At 38.3% G+C, this 19,050-nt stretch carries 20 protein-coding genes; 1 reads left to right on the top strand and 19 read right to left on the bottom strand.

What is annotated here, in order from left to right; all coding sequences use genetic code 11:
- Positions 1–4 precede the first annotated feature (4 nt).
- The 10 genes from PL_RS20045 to PL_RS20000 form a co-directional block, all read right to left on the bottom strand.
- Complete coding sequence (locus tag PL_RS20045; RefSeq protein WP_041884607.1) at positions 5–457, bottom strand: CHAP domain-containing protein; 453 nt, start codon at positions 455–457, stop codon at positions 5–7.
- Positions 450–656: a hypothetical protein gene (locus PL_RS20040; RefSeq protein ID WP_348620201.1), complete on the bottom strand. Its 207-nt coding sequence runs from the start codon at positions 654–656 to the stop codon at positions 450–452. Before PL_RS20040 ends, PL_RS20045 begins: the two co-directional genes overlap by 8 nt.
- A 5-nt stretch (positions 657–661) precedes the next feature.
- Entirely contained in the window at positions 662–2,737 is a 2,076-nt protein-coding gene (locus PL_RS20035) for a hypothetical protein (RefSeq protein ID WP_052496490.1), read from the bottom strand.
- 2 nt (positions 2,738–2,739) lie between these two features.
- On the bottom strand, positions 2,740–3,312 hold the full coding sequence (locus PL_RS20030) for a hypothetical protein (RefSeq protein ID WP_041884610.1): 573 nt from the start codon (positions 3,310–3,312) through the stop codon (positions 2,740–2,742).
- Positions 3,313–3,374: 62 nt separating this feature from the next.
- The gene (locus PL_RS20025) at positions 3,375–5,018 is read right to left on the bottom strand and encodes a hypothetical protein (RefSeq protein WP_041884612.1); all 1,644 of its coding nucleotides are present in this window, start codon (positions 5,016–5,018) and stop codon (positions 3,375–3,377) included.
- The gene (locus PL_RS20020) at positions 5,018–7,039 is read right to left on the bottom strand and encodes a hypothetical protein (protein WP_041884613.1); all 2,022 of its coding nucleotides are present in this window, start codon (positions 7,037–7,039) and stop codon (positions 5,018–5,020) included. Before PL_RS20020 ends, PL_RS20025 begins: the two co-directional genes overlap by 1 nt.
- On the bottom strand, positions 7,039–10,182 hold the full coding sequence (locus PL_RS20015; protein ID WP_041884615.1) for a hypothetical protein: 3,144 nt from the start codon (positions 10,180–10,182) through the stop codon (positions 7,039–7,041). Before PL_RS20015 ends, PL_RS20020 begins: the two co-directional genes overlap by 1 nt.
- Positions 10,175–10,708: a hypothetical protein gene (locus tag PL_RS20010; RefSeq protein WP_041884616.1), complete on the bottom strand. Its 534-nt coding sequence runs from the start codon at positions 10,706–10,708 to the stop codon at positions 10,175–10,177. Before PL_RS20010 ends, PL_RS20015 begins: the two co-directional genes overlap by 8 nt.
- Before the next feature lie 58 nt (positions 10,709–10,766).
- On the bottom strand, positions 10,767–11,039 hold the full coding sequence (locus tag PL_RS20005; RefSeq protein WP_041884619.1) for a hypothetical protein: 273 nt from the start codon (positions 11,037–11,039) through the stop codon (positions 10,767–10,769).
- Position 11,040: 1 nt separating this feature from the next.
- Positions 11,041–11,487 carry a hypothetical protein gene (locus PL_RS20000; RefSeq protein WP_041884620.1) on the bottom strand — a complete coding sequence of 149 codons (447 nt, stop codon included), beginning with the start codon at positions 11,485–11,487 and terminating at the stop codon, positions 11,041–11,043.
- 204 nt (positions 11,488–11,691) lie between these two features.
- Here PL_RS20000 and PL_RS19995 point away from each other — a divergent pair, with 204 nt between their 5' ends.
- On the top strand, positions 11,692–12,045 hold the full coding sequence (locus tag PL_RS19995; protein ID WP_152620362.1) for a hypothetical protein: 354 nt from the start codon (positions 11,692–11,694) through the stop codon (positions 12,043–12,045).
- A 21-nt stretch (positions 12,046–12,066) separates the two neighbouring features.
- Here PL_RS19995 and hemF read toward each other — a convergent pair whose 3' ends face one another.
- The 9 genes from hemF to PL_RS19950 form a co-directional block, all read right to left on the bottom strand.
- Entirely contained in the window at positions 12,067–12,963 is an 897-nt protein-coding gene (gene hemF / locus PL_RS19990) for an oxygen-dependent coproporphyrinogen oxidase (protein WP_041884623.1), read from the bottom strand.
- 103 nt (positions 12,964–13,066) lie between these two features.
- Positions 13,067–13,231 (bottom strand): hypothetical protein, encoded by a 165-nt coding sequence (locus PL_RS19985; protein WP_160292142.1) that lies wholly within the window; start codon positions 13,229–13,231, stop codon positions 13,067–13,069.
- Positions 13,231–14,169 (bottom strand): hypothetical protein, encoded by a 939-nt coding sequence (locus PL_RS19980; RefSeq protein ID WP_152620363.1) that lies wholly within the window; start codon positions 14,167–14,169, stop codon positions 13,231–13,233. The genes PL_RS19985 and PL_RS19980 overlap by 1 nt, the downstream gene beginning before the upstream one ends.
- Before the next feature lie 12 nt (positions 14,170–14,181).
- Positions 14,182–14,757, bottom strand: coding sequence for a hypothetical protein (locus PL_RS19975; protein ID WP_041884627.1), 576 nt, complete (start codon positions 14,755–14,757; stop codon positions 14,182–14,184).
- A complete protein-coding gene (locus PL_RS19970) occupies positions 14,754–15,272 on the bottom strand; it encodes a hypothetical protein (RefSeq protein ID WP_041884628.1) in 519 nt (172 codons plus the stop codon). Before PL_RS19970 ends, PL_RS19975 begins: the two co-directional genes overlap by 4 nt.
- A 10-nt stretch (positions 15,273–15,282) precedes the next feature.
- The gene (locus PL_RS19965) at positions 15,283–15,507 is read right to left on the bottom strand and encodes a hypothetical protein (protein WP_041884630.1); all 225 of its coding nucleotides are present in this window, start codon (positions 15,505–15,507) and stop codon (positions 15,283–15,285) included.
- A 2-nt stretch (positions 15,508–15,509) separates the two neighbouring features.
- The gene (locus tag PL_RS19960) at positions 15,510–16,856 is read right to left on the bottom strand and encodes a phage major capsid protein (RefSeq protein WP_041884631.1); all 1,347 of its coding nucleotides are present in this window, start codon (positions 16,854–16,856) and stop codon (positions 15,510–15,512) included.
- A gap of 1 nt (position 16,857) precedes the next feature.
- The gene (locus PL_RS19955; RefSeq protein ID WP_348620193.1) at positions 16,858–17,688 is read right to left on the bottom strand and encodes a hypothetical protein; all 831 of its coding nucleotides are present in this window, start codon (positions 17,686–17,688) and stop codon (positions 16,858–16,860) included.
- An 87-nt stretch (positions 17,689–17,775) separates the two neighbouring features.
- Entirely contained in the window at positions 17,776–19,044 is a 1,269-nt protein-coding gene (locus tag PL_RS19950; RefSeq protein WP_041884635.1) for a phage portal protein, read from the bottom strand.
- Positions 19,045–19,050 lie beyond the last annotated feature (6 nt).

Raw genomic sequence — 19,050 nt, 5'->3', positions numbered from 1 at the left:
ATAATTAAAATTCTATAAAGCCCTTTGCCGAGCTGATTAAACGTTTCTTTTTAAACACTCCTATTCCCTCCCGGCTACCATTATCATTTGTATTTCCTTCGATAGTTAGTACGTAAAGTCCATCTATACCATAAACTATTCCAGTATGTCCCAGTCCTTTGCCATAATCTAAAATCATAACCGAACCAACCGTCGGGACTTTAGATTTACGTCCTGTTGATGCCTCCCACTCTTTAAGTACCCCACCAGTTTTATAAAGAGGATTCTTTAAAGAAAGATCCTTGGCCGACTTGTTAAAACACCAGTAAACAAAAGCCATGCACCACGAATAACCCTTTCCTAATCCAACGGAAGACAAGTAGCTTTCAACTGCCGGGCCGTCATTTTTCCCTGTTGCTTCCCTTACCCCTACCTGAGATAAAGCGTATTTAATTGCTAAGTCACTGATTTTATCCATTCCCATTTAATCGCCTCCTTTCTTCGTTTATTTTTTTTGTTGAATAGTAATAGTGCCTGATAGCCATTATGCCAGAAAGCACGGCTACCGCTGCTGCAGTAAGCGAAACATAAGCTTGTATATTGTCCATTATTATTGATATTGCTGCGGTAATCATTGATATTGTTGCGGTTATGTTCGCTGGTGATTTATGTTCCATATTCTTTAATCTTTGAAAATCTTTATCTTAAATACCGATGAGCTAAGATCTACAGTATTTGTAGAGCTATAATTTGAACATTCAACTGATACGGTATTAGGACCAACTACACGACCTGTTACCAAGAAGCCCGATCCAGATGTACTTCCCCCTATTATTACGGGATCACCTGCTACGGCCCCTGTAACTGTGACTTGTAAACTTGAAGAGGTTCCCGGCCCAGTAGACGGAAAATCTAACGTTGCCGAAGCAGTCAAAACTTTAGCATCTACATAAGCTTTGGTTACTGCTGAATTGGTTAATGTTGGAGTTGGCACTGTAACAGTCCCGCCAGAAGGTTGTAAGTTTAAATTGTATGCCGTGGCTGTGCCGTCAGATCTGTGCACCTGAATCCATGATTCACCGCTACCTGTAGCGCCCATATTAATACCGTAATTGGTGCTATTATTTGATACCGCAAAAGAACCACCGAAAGTACCCAACGTGGGAAGGTTTTCGCCAGTCCCCACAATATTAGACACGTGAAGCCTTGTCAAGGGGGTTAATGTAGTTACGCCTACGTTGCCGCCATTTGGGTTTAACAGTAAACTACTATATGTGCTCCCGAAAGTTCCAGCCTGTAAATACCCAAAATCCCCATTAAGGCTATAACCCAATGCTAATTGCTTATTCGGTGTCGTTATTGTTTTTAATAATAACTGTGCATCTTGCCAACCATTCACGCCGAAGTTTGTATTTGAACTTATATTAATTTTCTGATCAGTCGTATTCCCCCTAGCCGTGACACTTTGAAGCGTTTCGCCCCCTGATGGGATACCTAAGAATGTTCTAAGTGTTGAGGCTTGTATCGGCTTAACTTTACCTGCCGTAATGTCTTCTGCCAATATTGTTGCAGGGTTTGTTCCGAATGAAGTAAAGTCAGCCTGATCCCCTCCCCATAGTGTAGTACTTGCAGCATTACCCGTTGTATTAGCTCCAATTGTTTGACCTGTGGCAATATTCTCAGCTAATACAAATGATGTTGCAGCCGTGGGTGTGGGTATTGCTATCGGGTAACCTATACCAGCCACATTTTTTTGTATTTGAGTTGCAGATATCAATAAGTTGTCATTAATAGTCCCAAATGCTGTGCCTTGTGAAAATCTATTTATGCCACTGAATAATTTATTACCAGTAGCAGTTTCTGTGCCAGCCAAATGCATTACTAGGTTATCGTCAGCTTTGTTTGCTAACGCTGATATTGTGGCTGTTGATAGAGGCTTATTTAAATCAGATGTATTATCTACATTTCCGAGTCCTACGTCGCCTTTATTTAAAGTAACTATCCCTATTTTTCCTGCTACAGATGAAACTATATTGTTGTTGTCAACCTTGCCCCATGTAGACCCATTTGATATAACCCAGTCATTGATAGATAACGTTAACCCAACTTGAGTGCCCGGGGCAGATACAACATAATACCATCCTTTATTGCCAGATGCGGCTGCGGGTAGTGCTGGCGTATTAGTCCCCGCATCATATGTTCCTTGGTAATTAACCGCGCCAATTAAAGAGGCATTTATTTGAGATAATGGCACTTTACCACCTGCATCTAATCCAGCATAACCATTATTTTGTCCTTTCTCACTTTTCAGTTGATACGGCAATGTACCTGCAATTACATCATTTACAGTTGCTATCTGTCCTGCATTACCCGGCCACGCAGTAGTGTATTGACTTACTCCATTGTTAAAAAAGGTTATTCCCGAGACGTCAAATCTTCGTTCAAATACTCCGCCTAATAACCGTAGATTGTTTGTTGTTGCAAGTGTACTAGCGGTAATAGCCGAATTAGATGTCACATCACCTGTTAATGTCCCGCCTGTTTTATCAAGTTTGGCTTTCAAATCCTTAAACCGGGCAATACGTGACCAGCCTAAATCTACACCTTTATACTGCCATGGTATCGAATCGGGAAGCTGCCAGTACCACTGATTTGTTGTAAGTAATTTAAAATTAGGCCCTGGTGACGGAGGAGTCTCCTGAGCGAATGCCGTAATACCAATTAAGGTTATTAATAATGTTAAAATGTATCTTTTCATGATTAGTATATTAATATGTATCCATCACCGAAAACACCGTCAAGTGATATGCTTGTGATCTTACTCCCCGAAATTGTTTGAGTCTGACTTACTCCCGGTATCAGTGTATTTGTTGATCCTGAAATAGACCATACTTCTATGTGAGGATAAAGGCCAAATAAGGCTTGACGGTTATTTAAAGTAAAGTCTATTGTATAAGATCCTGTTGCGCCTGTATAAGAAATTACCTCGTCTTTTTTAGAATACCCTATTACCTTCCATGTATTGTTTGATAAAGTCGGCTCTGATACGTTGCCATCTGCCAAAGATTGAAAAATGTATTTAACACTTTCATCTGTATGTAAAACCAATCCCTGCTCATCTGTAGGCGTACTTACAGACCATTCAGGTATCACAGCTGTAGCTGCAGCAACCAGAGACATTACTTTTTCTAAATCCGGAATATCTCTTGGATTTGAAAACTCATGCCTTTCTTTATACCTGGCTAATGAAGAAATCATTACAGGATCATTAAGAATGATGTTTATCAATTCATTCGCCTGAGTCTGAGCTGTCCTAATATCGTGCTTTCCCATTCTTAAATTATAACATTTATAACAATGTGTTATAAATATAGGTAAAAAAATATTTATAGACCTTAATCAATCAATTTGATAATCGGAATTTCTATTAATGATCTTGGCGTTATGTCTACCGGGTCGCCATTTCCCAAATTTTGTGAAGTACCTGTTTGCTCCGGCTCAGACTCTCCATCCCCAACACCTCCGACTCTAACGATCGGCTTACCAGATCCTGAACCTGTTCGCCATGAACCAGAAGCCGCCTTTCCTATCGAGATACCAACGCCAACCGCTGGCAATTGTGCTTTTGTAAGATTTATTGTTTTCGCTCCTGTCGCTGTCCCCACCACCGGCATATTGTTATAATCAAACCCTATCGACACCATACCTTTCATATCGTCTGTGCCGTTTCGCCCATCTCTCCACGCCCAGCCAGCATAAGGCGTGTTTGCGTTACCTAATCCCGTTGCCAGGTTCCAATGTACAGCCAAATCGCCAGGTGTAACCTCTCGGTAAATAGCGCATGTTCCTTTTGCACCAAATACGCCAGTCGCAGGAGCTGGCCCAATTGGCACGGCAGCTTCATCCAGTTGCTTATATACTACATAAACATCTGTGTCAGCACCATCCAATCCAGAGATGTAAAGCGTGGTTGTGCCCCCGAATAGCCATTCAATAGTAAATGTGTTTTCTGTCTGGTCTACTGTGAAAGTGGCTATCTCTGCACCGCCAAGTGTTGTACCAACCTTAAGCACAAAAGTTGCAGGAGTACGTTTTGTAATCAAAATCTTTTCCAGATCTGAAAAATTGTTGAATTTTCCGGCTATTACCAGATTAGCAGATTGCCCATAATATCTAAGTACTTTTTGCATAGGAATAAATTCGGGGCCAGTTCCCGGGCCGGTTTGATATCTTTTAAAATTGTTTTCTATTGGCTGTATGTCAATTGATCCACCCATGAAATTATTATCCGGGTTTGTTTCATACTCATATTCTGCACCAGATACCACCTGATAAGGAATGTTATTGTATGACACCTGATCTACTGACTGAATCTGATTAATCTTATCAACTACCCATTCAGGAACCCCGTATTGATACCCGAGTTTAAATTTAAATACCCGGTAAGGTGTTGCTGATAGCTGAGTCGCATTTACTCTTTGATCGTTATAAACAACCCGAACGTTTTTAGGATTGAAATTCTGTATTGCAGATTGCACCCGAAATTCAAATTCAATACTGGTGTTAAATACTACGTTAAAATCATTCTCACTATGTTTATACTTTAACAGAATGGTATTTTCCTGAACGTCCTTGATGTCGATCCCTTCAGATACTAAAGGATGAACTGTCAAATCCGTATCAGTGTAAGAGAATGATGCTATATAACGACCCACTGGCAACCCTGTGAACGGAAAGGACAATTCATAAACTTTGAAAGTATAGCCAATAATGGTTGTATCCTTTAACGCCCATGATACAGAATTTGCAATTGCACCGGTTACCGGATCTGTAAATATCAAATCAGTCGGTGATTTTTCAAATAGGCCCTGTAACTTCAAAGTGTCTGATCTCTGCCACGGTTGAAAATAGCATTTTGGATTCTGGAAATTCAAAACTTGATTCACGGCAAAATTACCATCGAAGCCGAAGTTAATATCGCTCAAGTCTATAAACCTGAGCGGATTCAAAAGAGCTATTGTGTCTTCTATTTTTGCCATTATACTAAGTTTTGTAAGTCATTATCATTGGTTAACAGTAATTTGAATTCCTGTTCAGTATTCTTGGCTATATCAACAGATATTTCAAGAATGTACCCTTTCAGCTTAACATCATTCCATGTGAATGACACATAGCCAAAAGGCATTTTGTCTATTAACCACATGGAATTTACCGGCAGTTTAGCCGTGAATGTTGCTATGTATGGGAGAAAGTATTTACCGCTTAATGATGATATTGGTATGTTTTCATTCTCCTTTACCCTTACACCGTCTTTGATTGTCAATAATGCTGTGTTCTTGTCGCCAGATCCGAAATTAATATACCTTGTATCCAGCTTGTCAAGCATCGATCTCAGATATGGAGCATGGCGCAGCAGGTTCTTTTTAGGCGTTAAATTAAGATTATAAGCTGAGTCTTTAGAAATCAAGTCTTCAATGTGCGAATAAGAAGATCCTAATATTGGCCTGTAACTATCTCCATCTTTAAAACATTCAACCATAAATACATCGTTGTCGCTGCTAGTATCGCTTGTGTTTTTAATGATGTTATAATCTAACCTTAATTTTTCAATTCCAAATTGATCGGCCCTTGTTGGCGAGATCCAATCCTGTTGTTTTTGAATCCGTGTACTTGGCATTGCCCAGATCTGGCCCGAATTATACTCTTCACGACCGTCCTTATTATCCGTGTTACCATCTTCGTATCCTATTTTTACCGAATTAAAAACAAAAGACTCTGCAGCGGTTAATTTAAAATCTTTAACATTGCTTATATTTATAATTTCAATATTTCTGGCAAAATACGCCCCAGATTCAAGCCGAGCTACACCGTTTTCAAGCCCAAAAGCAGCATGCTCAAGACCGTTGAATGTTTTATAAAAATCTTTCCATGCAATAGATAGTTTAGCTCCACCAACCTCTCTGATTCCATCACCACATGTAAATATTAAGTTTTTCCAATTATTAGAAAGCATAAAAGATTCAACTTGTGTACCGGGTGTGATTCTTGCCATAATTCTTTTATAAAGATTAATTGCAGGAATACCTTTACAAATTGAAGGCGGTGAAGTTGTTGCATATGACACAGTAATATCACCTTCCTGCACAAATGTCACCAATGTCCTAGGCGGGTCATTTGGATCTGGTCTGATATAAAAAAATAATCTTTCATTATTACTAATAGAAAATGTCAAATTGATATTTACATCAAAATCAACTCTTTCATCATCCCTTAATCCCATTGAAGGACTGGTGTACAATACCTGTACAAAAGAGCCGGAATCATTTCTAATCTCTATAGTGAAATTTTGAATACTTCCTCCTGTAACTATTGTCTTTGTTGCAAAGCCTTTAATTCTTCCTACTATATTTAGATTAATAACTTCGGGTCTATTTCCCTTTACAAACCACCCATTCGAGTTATTAAATCCGTCATCATTTATATCTCCACCATCAACACCTTGCGCTAATACATATTGCGAAGAAAAACCGTTGGTAATAATCGGCATTGCTGGAATTCTTCTAGTAGCCCTGCCTTCCGTTGGGCTAAAAAAGTAGGTGGATTTTTCAGAAAACCCAATGCCAGGCAACACAATATCAACTATATCGGATCCGCGCAATTCATATTCATACTTCACCCCTTCAAAAGCCTTAATATTACGAGTAGCACCGCTTTCCATCAACGTTACACTAACATGATCTTTTAAATCTTCAAATTTCGAAAAATCAATATCACCTCTGAAAAAAGGTTTGTATTGCCAGCTTGCCTTGTTTAAAACTTCAACTTCTATTCTAACCTCCGCCTCAATGCCATATTTATAAAATGCTTGCCTTAAAATAGTAGCCCCATCTAAGACAAATTGTAAAGGCAGAGCAAGGGATCTTATCAAACCGAAGTAATCTTCACTACGCTTATAGGTTACTGTAGTATCTTTGTCCCATCCATCAGGGGCAAAGATTATTTCCGTTCGATTATTATCGAGGGTTAAGAAGTATCTAAAATCATTTGGCTGTGCTCCCATTAAAAGTTACGTTTTATATATTCGTTCATTGATGAAATCCTTTCACTATCTGCTAAGAATCCACGTTTACTATTTCTTTGTACAGGTTGTTTTATGTTATTTATCGCTTTAATAAGTTTTTCGTTACCATTTACTATAGTGTTTTGTAGTGGCAACAAGTCAACTTTTGTGGTTTGATTTAACAATAAATCCGGCTTGGCCACCATTCTGACAAGCTCATCATGAGGAATGATCTTAGTTCCCGCTTTTAAATCTTTAATATTTGGCTTATTGCTCCCTATGAAAGTATTTCCGTCTGGCTCAATGTATAATTCTGGCCCTAATTCATCTGTCCAGGCAAGACCCTCTTTGGAATTATCAGTACCGGTATAATATTTAGGTAGAGGTGTTGCTAGTACGGTAGCAATCTGGACAGCTCCAATAGCTGCCTGAGCAATAGCCAAAGGAATACCGAAGGGGAACCCAAATTCAGAATATGTTTTCATAACGGCCACTGCAGTGTTTCCGGCTATCTGAAAAATGTTAGCTGCTTTTTGGAATTTGGCTTGCCTTAATTGCTCATCTCTTTTTCTTTTTTCTAATACTTGCTGTTGTGCGTCGGCCCTTGCATTTATAATTGCAATTTTATCAGCCTTTTCAGCTTCAGTGTCAACACTACTGTTTACCTGCTCGATGTCTGCTTGTTTTTTCTTGTCGGCAGCGTCCATTTCGCCCTGTATCTCGTTAAGCCTACGTTCGTAAGTTGCATTTCCGAGCTGAACACCAAAATTAAATACCTCTTGACCCAGCTGCATAAGAGACGCATTAAGCTGTTTATTGCGTTCAGCTGTTTTTTCTAAATCCTTTATCTTGGCATCAGTAGTTTTTTTGCTTAATTCAATTTGAAGTTGAGCAAGTTTCTTCTCGTCGTCTGCAATAGCTTTATTTGCGCCAATACCCGCCCCCAAGTAGTTTTTTTCTAAATCAATTACTTTTTTAATAGCATCAATTTGAATTTGAATAGATTCGGCCGACGATTGATTGTCAATTTCAAGCAACTGCGAATCATATTGCTTTTTGGTAATGATTCCGGCTGCATATTGTTCTGCTAAAGCTTGGGCCGCCTCAGCACGATATTGTTCAATCTGCTGCAACTTTTCGCTGTTGCCTTCACGAATTGCTAATATTTCATCTTGCTCCTGCTTAGTAAATAAATCAAGAATAGCCTTGTTAGCTTCATCAGTTAACTTAATTCTTTGCTTATTGACTTCAATGTCAACTTTTTGATTTGCAGTAGCCTCTTCAGCTCTTGCCTGAGCAATGAGACCGGCAGATCCTCTGGCTTTTTTAATCTTTTCCTGTTCTGTCAGGTCGTTTACTTGTTTACTTAAGTTGGAGAAATTTTGAAGAGCAGCAAACCTTTCAACATATGATGCTTTTTCATTTTCAACTATAGCCTTTTGAGCGTCCCGCTCTGCAATTACTTTTGCTTTTTGAGTATCTATTGCGGATGTGTCTATCCTTTGCTTTTTTTCATTTTTATTTGAATCATCAGTAATTACCGCCCCAGCTAATATCTGTTTGGTAATATTTTGTTCTAGAGCTAGGTTTCTTTTCCCTAAAATTTCACGGTCTGTGGCTAAATTATAAATTCTTCTATCAGTATCTTCAACTAGCTTTTTCGCCTTATATAGTTCTGTTTCAGATACTATGTTAGTAGTGCTTGCGCCTGTTGAACTAGCTGATGAAACAGGTGTCTGAGACGCTTGACGAGATAACTCTTTTAGTTTAATCCTATTCTTAATTTGTTCTGCTTGCAAATCCGTCATCTGTTGTTCGTCATCAAGTTGACGGCTTGCGTTTTCTGCTATTTTATCCTGAGACGCTCTTGCTCTTGCAGTTGCAATAATGGATACTGACAACCTATTGTAAGCATCAGCAGCTTTCCCTGCCCTGAAATCTTCATTGCTGATGTTGCCTAAATAATCCGGATATTTTTTTTGCAGATCATCAATATATTTGTTTCTATCCCTAATAGAAAACGAAACATTTTGAGATGCATCATAAAGCGTTTTTAGTTGAACTATTTCTAATTGTGCATTTTGTGCGCCCTTCAAATTAACATCATTAAGCATTTTACGAGTTGCCAGCAACTGATCTATTTTCTTAGCAAATAAATCCAATGATGAAATGTATTTTATAATTGGCTCAGTGGCAAAACCAACTATAGTTCCAATTCCTACGCCTGGCAATATGTTAGCGATTTTCACCAATCCATTGTATGCCGAAGAAATTCCAGATCCATAATTACCAACATTACGCTGACTTCTACCCGTTGACTTTTCTAGAGTTTTAACTTGCTCGTCAAGCCCTCCTAGTATTTTTTGTAGTCGTTGCCCTGCAGCCGAAGCGCGCTCTGTTGGACTTTGATTGTCAAATATTGTATTTAACCTGATGAGAGCGGCTCGCCTCTGTTCTAGTGAACCTTTTACTGCATTTTGCTCTCTTACTTGGTTTTTTAATTCAGCAGTACTTCGTTGTATGTTGAATTTTTCCTCGGCAAGCAGAAATGCTTGTTGCTTTTTCGTAAGTGTATTAACCCTAGTTGCTTCTGTATTTTTTTTAACCTCTTCGGTATTAGTTCCTCTGGCTAAACTTAAGGCCGTAAGGCTGGACGCTACTTGTGCTTCAAGCTCTTGTTCTTCTGTTACAGCAGTCTTTAATCTTGCAGATCCGTCAATAGCATTATTATAGGCGTCAACTTCTGCCTGAGAATTTGAAATTACAGTTTTAGTCTTCTTTTCTATAGACGCAACTCTTTCGGCATCTGCTTTAATTGCCTTTTCTGCTGCTAAGGCATCCTTTGCCGCTCTTTTTTCATTATCAATTGCTGCTTTTGCATAAACTTGCTGTTTCTTGAATTCCGCAACCTCTACTTGCTTAGCTGAAATGGCCACTTTGTTGGCTAATATTTGCTGCTGCGCAATAGCCTTGTTTAATTCCCCTACTGTCTTACTACTGGCAATTACTGAATTTAACTTTTCAGCGGCCAAAATAGCATCTGATAATACTTTTACAACAATTCCCAGCTCTTCTTCAAGCTTTTTAAGCTGATCATATGCTTTCTGGTCAATTATTTCATTTATTTTCTGTTCGTTAGCCATTTGCCTGCGGTTTATTTTCCTGCTTAAACATTTCCAGGTAATTGATAAAGTTCATTACCGTTGATTCTTTGGCATTAATCCAGAAGCCCAGAAACTTGCTTAACTGAGCTATTAAGGCATCATAATCCTTTTCAGTTGCTTTACCTGCATCATTATCCAGTTTGTCAAACTCTGCCTGAGCTTCTGCCCGGCTCATAAGCAATGATTTAGCAGTAGATATGGTCATTTTTAAATCCTTATCCATTGATTCAGGGTTATACTGAAACATGAAGCCCATTGACCGGAGCATATCACACAACCTGACATCAAATTGCCGGGCAAGAAAACTGACTGCCTGTTGAATTACATATAGCTTACTGTTAAGCACTGTAATCTCTTTGATTAAAGAGAATACATGTTGACCCCTTGTATCGTTCGTAAGGGTCGTATACTCATCGAAAATAGTTTGCCAAGCCTCTTCCAGATTAACGTTTTTATTCCATGGCTTTTTAGGCTCTGAATACAGATACGCATGATCCTCGGTCACAACTATCTTTATAAAGTTGTATAGTGGTAAGTCACTACAAGAGCTATATATTTTTCGGTTACTTAACATCAGACAGTCGCTCATTAAATTCTAACTTTTCAGCTTCAGAAATCTTTCTTTCTAGATACATGATTGACTTAAATACAGTCTTACCTAACTGAGTATTGCGCTCCAATTCTGAGAATGACCAATAAGTTTTACGTAAAGACCTAACACGAACCTTCATCTCATCAAGTGACATTTTTTTCGGTATTGACAAGTACCAAAGCCAGCCAATAAACCCAATTGCTAAAGCACCAATTAAGGCAAGTATTATGTAAATAATATTCATATTATCTAAATGTTAAACCAGTTTTAAATGTTATATACCGCTGAATGGCCGAATAAAATACGCCTAAAGCGTAAACCTTTTTATTATCCTTAGTTAGCCCAAATATGGCGTCACCATAGTGTTTTTTTAATGCAGAGGACTTCATATTACTTGAATCCAATTCATAATCCGTACGGTTTGCTGACAGTGTGTAGTCCTGATAGAATTCACCAGTATCTTTCAAGTCGGGTTGGCCAAACCCTGGCCCCGGATTCCTCGAAAACTTTTTCCTTGCGTAAGAATCACTTTTATAGGGGGTCAGGAGATTGCCGTTTGCATCTATACCATGATTATACAGTTGTATCTGGTTGAGCAATATCATATCGGCTTTGGTTTGCATAATAATATCAGGAACCGCATTTGGCAGATCAATTGATTTTACTTTATTTAGCATTCCTTCTATTGTCATCTATACAAATTTAAAATAAAATATAACAATTATAACACATTGTTATAAATATAATATTACATTTGACTTATCCGAGTGGAAGCGGAATAAAAATCTTATAATTGCTGTTGTTTGGATTGGCGTCTTCCACCGCTGATTTAGATAGCAGCTTTTTTATTTATTATGGAAATCAACCCTACAGAGTTAAGACTCGGAAATCTTTTCATGGAAGAGAAAACCGGGCAGATTATCGAAGTGATTGAGCTGACAAAGGATAATATTACATTCTCTGGTAATTTTGAAAAGGAATGGCAAGCTACTGCAATCCCCTTAACAAAATCGACATGTATTAGATTAGGCTTTATAAAAGATGACGAGGGGGTTTATGATGGCTACTACCTATCCTATCAAGCAGGTAATAACATTCAAGTAACTATAGATCCTAAAACTATGGAAGTTGGGATTGCACTGCAATGGCGTGCAGAAGGAACCGGCATTTTCGGGGAGTGTAAGTATGTTCATCAATTACAAAACTTAATATTTGCTTTAACCGGTGAAGATTTAAAACTTAAATCATAAAGACTGGGCTTAAAAAACATGTTAAGCCCAGTCTATACCTTTTATTAACCTGGTTAGAGTTGCAGCCTCTGGACTGTTTTCAGCGGGTTGGTGGTTATAGATCCACTTTGCCATTGGTGGTAAGCTCATTAGGATAGATTCGATTCTTCCGTTTGTCTCCAAACCGAACTTTGTACCCGAATCATAGACCAGATTAAATTCAGCATAACGGCTTCTTCTTACGTATTGCCACTCCTGCTGAGCAGCTGTAAAGGCAGTATTTCTGTTTCTTTCAATCAGCTCAGTATACGCAGGAAGGAAGGAATTTCCTACAGCAAGAGAAAAATTGAACAACTGATCCCAGTCAAGACCGGTATTCTCCGGTTTTAGTCTGTCATAAAATATACCGCCTACTCCGCGGGTTTCTTCCCTGTGTTTAATATAGAAATAATCATCTGCCTGTTTTTTAAACTTCGGATAAAATGAAGTGTCAAATTCATCACAGGTTTGTTTGAGTAAATGATGAAAAAAACGCACGTCATTATCAATAACATAATGCGGGGTTAAATCTATACCACCCCCAAACCATCTGGTCTGTTCATCCATTTCAAAATAACGGATGTTCATATGAATAATAGGTACAAAAGGATTGGAAGGATGAATTACGATAGAAACACCAGTAGCAAAAAACTCATCATTATCGACTTTGAAAGCTTTTTTTACGGCCTCCGGTAATTTACCATATACAGCAGAGAAATTAACTCCACCTTTTTCAATTACATTTCCATGCTGAAAAACGCGTGTACGCCCACCGCCCCCACCCTCTCTGGTCCAGATCTCTTCTTCAAACTCTCCTTTACCGTCAACACGCGCCAATGTCTGGCTAATTTCGTCCTGGATCTTCTTATATGCTTCTACAACTTTATCTTTTAACATCATCGCTAAGTGAATATACGGGGCCAAAGTTAGGTTTTATAAATTAAAAAAGGTGTTGCCTCATCCAAGAACAACACCTCCAATCTAAACTACCATATGAAAAAACCTACCTCTTAACCTTTTCTTCCTTTTTGGGTGGTGAGATCTTATCCCACTCAGCAACTAAATCACGCAAGGGGTATATGTCCTTAAAGTGTTTCAAGAACTTTTCCTTGCCCGCTTTTAAAGCCCATTCTTTATTGAACCCAACTTCTCCCGGCTCGTGTCTCATTAGGCTACAGTTAACGGTTTACCTTCGTAACCTACAACACCAGCAGCAGTAAGTACAGAAACTGGCGCGGTACTTACGATAAATGGCCCTGCTACACTATAATCTGGATCAGTTGCATCAAGAGTAATAGTAAACGATTTTGAATTAGGATCTGCAGCCACAGAAGTAATCGTAATGTTCTTGCCGGCTTCAGTTACTACGAAGTTTCCTACGGCTGCCAGTTCAGTTGAGTATAAATCATACATGTCAATACCTGCGCATCCAGTTGTAAGCTTTACTTTTATAACATTGGTTACTCTTGGGGCCGCATTAGAAATTACAATATCTTGTAGACCGTTTAATCCTAACAGATCAACTAGATTTAGCTTTAAAAAAGCAATATTCTCATTGAAGTATGTAGGCATAAAGTTCACACGATAAGCATAAATAGTAGCCGTTTCATAGGTGGCTGCTTTAAGTTTATCAGTAAAAATATAGTTTGCCGGGATGCCTTTTAAGGATGTGCCTACTTTAGTTCCATACAGCATCCCCTGACCGTCTACTACTAAAAACTTCTGATTGCTATTGCCGTTGAACTTTCTGAGTTTATTGCTCAAACATAGCCCGCCTTTGGTAAACTGGAACGTCCAATCATACATACCATCATTTACAGGAGCCAGAGATCCGCTGCCAAAAGTTTGGAAAGCCGCGTCTGTGGAATTGTCTGTAAATGTTACCTGTACTGGAAAAGGATAAATTCTTAATGAAGGATTATCGTTAATAAGTGCCGCCCTTAAAGCTGCCATTACCGTTTCTGGTGAAGCCATTTGTACCTCAGTCAACTCGAAATTACTAGGTACAGCAATTAAGAACTGAAGCAGCTTAACGTCAACTGGGCAATCTGAAACGCCTGTATTAGCTCCGTTGGAGCTGCAAAGCGATGTGTTTAATATTGACATAATATTTGAAGTTTATACTACCTGTTTAGGGCAGTAGTTAATAAATACTTTTAATTTGATGTTTAATTCAATGCAATCGACCCAGTCGTTAAAGATGTTTCCTTCATTGCCCCATAGCCCGCTTTTACCCCAGTAATATCTATTTGTAACATCATGAGGTATCATTTCCTGCCCCGGCAACTGAAATACATCGCCTCTTAGACTAATTTGATGCATGAGCTCCAAATAAATAGGAGTCAGCACTGGTATAAAATTTGTTTTATCACGTTCATCAGCCGTCTGATTTGGATCTAAACACTCTCTGATAATAGCCATGTGGACATTAAATTCACCATAAATACCAGGTGACTTCCCTCTTTGAACAGTAGTATCTAAGAAAAAAGCAACTAAAGGGTATTTGTCAAACTTTGAAGATGTACCCACCTCATATTTACCAAGTGTGTTAACAATCTCTAAAGGATGACCGAAATGGTAATGAATCCCGGTAATAGCCTCATCATAAGCCTTTAGTTGAGGCAGTAGCTTTCTTGATACTTCTGCAACTATATCAGGGAAAGGGTCACGATGTAAATAGATAGGCTGTATCATAATCCAAGACTGTTTTTAAACTCATAAATGTTATCTATCCGAGATCTGTTACAGTAATTGCCCCACATTTCGTAAACCCATACCGTGTTCCTATGCGGATAATCAGGATAAATACTTCTATCTAAAGTGAATTTCCTAGCCATGTGTACCATATTATTCCATGATTTCGTACACTTATCTATGACATTAACAGGATTACTGTTTTCATTCTTTGATTTAACCTCACCTGTCCCAGACGTAAGTGTTATTTCGTTCTGCCTATAGTGGTAATACACGCAACAAACTAACATCTTCTTAAGGCTCGTGTTATCTCTAAGAAACAACCATTTAGGATCTATTGGCGCTAAAGCAAGTCCAGCAACAAACTCAGCGGCTAGGGCATCACCTAACAACGACTCCAAGAAAAGAGGTTCATATTCATCAATAAATACCTGTAATGATTCCCGAATACCAATATTTGATATCGCAGCTATATTTTGCTCTCCCTTAAAGTCGTTGTATGTGATGATTGACATTGAAATAATTTTACTCTGCTTTATCCGATTTTTCCCCTTTGTAGGTTTTAATTAATCCTTTTGCCTTCATAATTGCGGCAGTAGTTGGATGAACACTGTCTTTATCTCCCTTAACGTAGAAAGATCCATCTTTAATGATCTCAATTTCTACTAAGTCAGATTGACTGTTACCTTTGTAAGATGCTTGGCTCTTAACTAGGTCTTCTGTTGTGATTGGTTTTATTTCCTCTGCCATGATTATGCTGCTGGTTTTTCAATTGCAGTTTTAACAGCTGCAAAAGTTGATTTAACAAATGCCACTTTTTCATTTTCATAAATCCATAAGTGGAAGCGGCTTTCTCCAAGTATGGTATACATGTTACTCTCAAAATCTGATACAATTGTCGGCGTGCCCGCTACGTCAATTGTGTTGATACCCTGACCAATTCGGATGGTAAACACTTTGTATAAGTTATAGTGTAATCTATTCCAGTCACCCAGAATAAAAGATCCATCAGCAACAGTTCCATCAGATACTTCAACAACCTGTACTCCTGAAATTTTAGATCCATCAGGCAAAACAAAGGTTGGCAGGACATATTGCCCAAGTGTATCTTTAGTCGCCCCCATGTTGTATGAATCTGCAGAAGGAACCAATACCATGTTTGGAATAAACTTACCTTTCGATTGAATTTTAACAGCATAAATAGACGCTCTAATAGCATCAAAATTGGATGGCGTACTAGTAGAAGCAGCCATACCACCGGCAACAAACGCTGGCGCAAAAGAAGCTACCTTAGTGAAAATAGCAGACTGAACTGCCATGTCATGTTCATACTTAAGCTCATTCCTAATAGTCGACATGATAAAAGGAATGTCGTCTAGTGCTTCTTCTGATAATTTAGCTCTACCTGAAACCTTTTGAGCCTGAGAGTAATTCAGTTTGAAACTAATTGAAATTAATGGCTTTAACGCTCCCTCAGCAGTGATAGCCATTGTGCCCTGATTAGGCAGCTTATCCATAAAAGGAATAGTAGACTTATTGGTTCCGCCAGAGCTTAGGAATTTAATAATGTATTCAAGACCTCTAACATCTTCCGCATAGTCAGTCACCTGCTGATATACGTAGCTAACAGGGGTATTAACTCCTGCGGCATTGGTAATAGCACCTGTGGTAATGTTAACAGGAGCTTTAATTTCCATCTCAACGTCCCAATCCTTTTCTGATCCAGCTTGTTTTTTGGCTTCCGCTTTTACCTTTGGTAGAAACTCTACTAATCCTTTCTCGATTTCCTGGTACATCGCTTCGTCACCAAATACAGAAAAACCAAAATTAGATTTTGATTCTTTAATTTGGGCAACGTGTTCTTTCACCTCATCGAATTCGGCTTTCGATACTCCTTCTCTACCTTTTAACACTTCTGCCAGCTGAGTTTTAATTTCATCCTTTTGAGCATTAGTTAATTCTGTTTTTAAGCCTTCAACTGTGTCGTTAACCAGTTTTTCAAGCAAGCCTTTTTCATGAGTACGCTTATCGGCCGCATATTCGTCACGCTCTGCCGCAGTCATTTTACTCAATTCTTCGTCGTTTTTGTATTTAAACATCTTAATAAAGATTTGGGTTATAAAAATTGTTAATTACTTGAGTGCCCTGTGGCGAGTCAGTTTTATCTTCATCTGAAAGTGATTGCTCGGTTTTCAGGTTGTTGTCAATTGTTGGTGTTACGAAGTTGCTGCCAAATAAAACGGCAGATATTTCTACAAGCTTAGCTTCAAGGATTGCATAGAAGTACATTACGTCTTCTGCATCATCTTTATTTGCAATCATAGGGTAGTATTTATCCCAATTTGCTTTCTCTTCTTCTGCCCATTTTTCTGTACTATTCATGCAAACTCGTATATCTACATATTGCATCCCTACAGAGTGATTGTTAACCCACCCATTTTTATACTGATCAAACATATAAGGGTTTCTGGCGGCCTTTATAATTGAATCGGCCAAAAGAACTTGTGTATCTCCTTCGTATGGGGCTCCAAGATCCTTCCAAGCCATTGTTTTTGCGTAAACCTTTGCTTGATCATTTATCACGGCATCAAACCTTCTAACATGCTCCTGAAGATGCATCTTAGTATCTGAGGACTTAAGGGTTCTTTTCCAAATACCATCGATATGGACATCTCTGTGGCTATCTAAAAGATTCGTTGTATTACCAGCAATTCTTACTTTAATCTCAGTTGGATTATCAATAATAGCTTCATTACCTTTGATGACTATATTTTTTAACGTCTCCTGATCAGCAAAAGAACATTCATATCCGTCTGTAAACTTAATAGCATCTTTCTTTAATGCAATTACTTGGCTTTTATTAGAAATAATCGCCTTAAGTAATTCATCATAAGTATTGAAACTCTTGTTTAGCTCTTTACAAAATATCATTTCCGTATAGGTTTATTAATGTACTTCAACTTTTCATTTATAGACTTCTTGATCTCTTCGGGAACTTCCTTTTTACCTTTGAATCGTTCAAGTGTTTCTATTGTTTTGTCCTGCTGTTCTTTGTGCTGATGCATAATCCAAGTGTGTTAATTCTAAATCTAGGATGGTGTTTATTTCAGGGATCTTAACCCCTGCCCTCATTAAATTCAATAAGCTTTCCGTCTTTATTTTCTCTGTTTCAGCTCTTTCCTTTGCAAATGCCTGCATAAACGGCAGATGCTCCCAGTCGATAACTATTGACTTATCAGTGTAACCAAAGAACCTTTCAAGCTCTCCGCATAACTGATCACCGGAAGGCTGCAAAGAATAACTAACATGTGCCCCTCTTGACTTCTCTTGATTCTCGAAAGTAGCTCCCTGCAAATTGGCCTCTAATACTTCTTTTGGTATATCGTACATAGAACCGATCAAGAAATAATCAGCTAAATAAGACTCGTCAAGCTTTAAATTACCTATGTTATCAACGAACCGTTTAATATCAATCATGCTTTTTATAGCATGGACATTTTTATGCCCGTTTATTTTAGTTTCTATAGTGAGTTTCTCATCATTACTTAGTGGCAACTTATTAACGTCACTAGGGTCTGCAGTACCAGCAACTAAGAATTTGCCGGAATACCTAACATTTATGTTTTTACTATCTAAAGCAGTATCAGAATTTGAAATTATTTTATAGAGCGCAGTAAGTTTGCTATGCCCCCTGAACCAGTCCCCCGTACCATTAGTCAGATCTGGTACATGTATAATATTCCCCCATTTAAAAGATGTTGCTGGCGAGTATTTGTAATTGTAGGCTATATTATAATTATTTATAGTTTCTATTGATGATTTGGATAGTATTATCCTATCTCGCTGCTTCAACATGTCCTCCGGAAAAACCATCTTAGAGCTATCAAGAAAATAAAGCTTATTTCCTTCGTTGGTTACGATTTTACTGTCGCCATAGCAGTATGCATTACCGATCATTTTCCAGAACATATAATCCCATTTAAACTGTGATTCTTGCTGAAATGGATTAGGCCTTTTGATTAAATCCAGAAATGGGTCTGATTTTAATGCTTTGCCATTCTGGTAAACATACATTTTACCAAGGGCAAACATGTTGCACTGCAATGAGAATACTTTAAGTACTGCCGGGTTTGCGAACACTAACGCTACTTTCCGTAAATCATCCCCTATCTCATTGAAATCTGTTATAGGATCGACAAATCGGCTTGAATAGCTTTCAAAGAAAATGGGATTGACAAACTTGTCAAGTCCGGTAAAATTAGCAATAGACTTCTGAATCCAGTTCAATACCTT

This window comes from Pedobacter lusitanus, from assembly GCF_040026395.1.
In the GTDB taxonomy this organism is placed as follows: Bacteria; Bacteroidota; Bacteroidia; order Sphingobacteriales; family Sphingobacteriaceae; genus Pedobacter; species Pedobacter lusitanus.
This window is presented reverse-complemented; position numbering and strand designations above follow the sequence as displayed.